Origin of the sequence: Collinsella aerofaciens (assembly GCF_039752985.1) — a bacterium.
Taxonomy (GTDB): domain Bacteria; phylum Actinomycetota; class Coriobacteriia; order Coriobacteriales; family Coriobacteriaceae; genus Collinsella; species Collinsella aerofaciens_BT.
This window is the reverse complement of record NZ_JBDMHA010000038.1, coordinates 21,894-24,172: the sequence shown is the minus strand read 5'-3', so window position 1 is coordinate 24,172 and position 2,279 is coordinate 21,894. Positions and strand designations below refer to the sequence as shown.

Annotated in this window: 3 protein-coding genes; all 3 read right to left on the bottom strand. The window is 61.5% G+C overall.

All coding sequences use genetic code 11. The features are described from left to right. Positions 1–214: 214 nt before the first annotated feature. A complete protein-coding gene (locus ABHR76_RS06400; protein ID WP_055251494.1) occupies positions 215–556 on the bottom strand; it encodes a 4Fe-4S dicluster domain-containing protein in 342 nt (113 codons plus the stop codon). Positions 557–563: 7 nt separating this feature from the next. Beyond that, positions 564–1,652, bottom strand: coding sequence for a hydrogenase large subunit (locus ABHR76_RS06395; RefSeq protein WP_346977100.1), 1,089 nt, complete (start codon positions 1,650–1,652; stop codon positions 564–566). Between the two features lie 5 nt (positions 1,653–1,657). Continuing rightward, positions 1,658–2,279 (bottom strand): hypothetical protein (locus ABHR76_RS06390; RefSeq protein WP_346977099.1); only part of this gene is annotated, 622 nt, incomplete at its 5' end.

Sequence of the window (2,279 nt, the reverse complement as noted above, 5' to 3'; positions counted from 1 at the left end):
TATTACGAGCTCCTGTGCGAATTGGAGAGAACGCTCCCGCAAACTGCCTCTTGACAACTTATAGGAGCGTCGGTTTTGTTTTTGCGGTTTTCTATATGGTCGGAGGTTCGCTATCCGGCCCCGTAATCCGGCATAGTTTTGTTCGCGGCGGCTCCACCGCGCATTAAGCGCGGGGCCGGTGGGGCATTTTTGCCCCACCGGCCCCGTCTTCGCGCTATTCCGGCTTGGTTTCTACTGTGGGAGTCTTGTCCGCTGCGACTGGGGTACGGGCGGTGTCCATAGTCAGGCAGTGCTTGGGGCAGCTCTCGATGCACTCACCGCACACCACGCAGGCATACGGGTCGATCGACCACGTTCCACCCTTGCGATCGACCGCGAGCGCGCCCGCCGGGCAACGCCGTGCGCACATGCCGCAGCAGATGCACACATCCATGTCATTGACGATATGCCCGCGCAAGCGCTCGGGCGCCGCGAGCTTCTCCTGCGGATAGCAAACCGTGACCGGCTGCTTGACCATAGAACCCAAGGCCGTCTTGGCAAATGTCAGTAAACTCATGCCGCGCCTACCTTTCCGTGCAGCTAATGCAGGGGTCGATGGTCAGGATGATCATGGGCACGTTGGCAATGAGCACGCCCTGCAGTGCATGCGTCAGACCCGCCAGGTTTTGCGACGTCGGCGTGCGCACGCGGAAACGGTCCAGGTTCTTGGTGCCGTTGCCGCGCACATAGTAATACGCCTCGCCGCGCGGCTGCTCAATCACAACCTCGCCGCGCGCGCCGTCGGCCGGCGTAAGCTTGGTGCGCCCGCCAATCCCGTCGTGCGGAATCTTGCCCACAAGCTCCTTAATGATGTCCATGGCCTGCGTGACCTCGGCGCAACGCACCTGGCAGCGGGCATAGCAATCGCCATCGGTAGCAACGATGGGCTCAAACGCAGCCAGATCCGCATAGGCACCGTCGTCAAACATGCGCACGTCGTAATCCACGCCCGATGCGCGCCCAAACGGACCGACCATCGAAAGCTCCAGCGCGTCTTTCTTGCTAATCATGCCCACGCCATGCAGGCGCTCGCCGCAGCTGTTGTCGTCCAAAAACGTATGCACCAGGGCCTCGTAGTCAGGACGCATGGCATCGAGCGTCTGGACAATGCCCGCCAGCTCGGAGTCCTCGATATCGTGCTTAAGGCCGCCGATCTCGTTAATCGACAGAATCACGCGCCCGCCGCAAGTGCTCTCAAAAATCTTGAGAATCTGCTCGCGCAGCGTCCAAGACCGATAGAACAGCGCCTCGAAGCCAAAGGCATCGGCGAGCAGGCCCAGCCACAGCAGATGTGAGTGGATGCGCGAAAGCTCATGCAGAATGGTACGGATATACTGCACGCGGCCGGGCACCTCGATGTCGAGCATACGCTCGCAGGCGCTGGCATAGCCACAGCTATGGCCCACGGCGCAGATGCCGCAGATGCGCTCGGCGATGTAGCCAAACTGGTGCATATCACGCTTTTCGGTGAGCTTCTCGAGTCCGCGGTGCACAAAGCCGATCTGCGGAATTGCCTCGAGAACGCGGTCGTCCTCGATTACCAGGTCCAGATGAAGCGGCTCGGGCAGCACCGGGTGCTGCGGGCCAAACGGAATAACGGAGCGATGTGCCATGGACCTTACGCCTCCTTTTTCTGCTTATCGCGAGCGGCCTTGGCGGCAAGCGCCGCGCGGACCTTGGCCGCTTTCTCGGGATCCATGGCGGCGAGCCTTGCTTCCAGCTCGGCGGCTTTGAGCGCGGCCTTCGCAGCAGCTTCATCGTGCTGAGCATCGGAGCCGGCAGCCGCAGAAGGCTGAGCAGCGGCGCTCGCGGCATCGCCGGCACCCGCGGCGTCCTCCCCCACAGCCGCAGCCGCGGCGGCCTTCTCGGCCGCAGCCTTGCGCGCCTTGGCCTCGGCGGCGGCACGGACCTTCATGGCTTTCTCGCGCGCGGCCTTCACCTCGGGCGTGATAACGCTCATGGGTTCGGCAGTCGAGACCTGGTAGAAAAAGCCCTTAAAGTCAATCTGCATGTCGGTGATGGCAAGACCAAATAGGTCGTGGGCCTCATTTTCAAACGGGAATACCGCCGGATAATACGAGCTGATGGACGGAATCTCCTGGTACTGGTCGATACCCTCGACTACCAGGTTCTCAATCGCATAGCTGCCGTCCTGCGCAATATGCTCCTGAGCAGCACGAACGTTGATAAACGTGTAGACCAAGCGATACGAGCCGTCGTCGACGTTGCGCTCGGCGTGC

Bases quoted from the DNA above. Each gene is read 5' to 3' on its own strand.
- ABHR76_RS06395 (WP_346977100.1), bottom strand. From the start codon at position 1,652: ATGGCACATCGCTCCGTTATTCCGTTTGGCCCGCAGCACCCGGTGCTG.
- ABHR76_RS06400 (WP_055251494.1), bottom strand. From the start codon at position 556: ATGAGTTTACTGACATTTGCCAAGACGGCCTTGGGTTCTATGGTCAAG.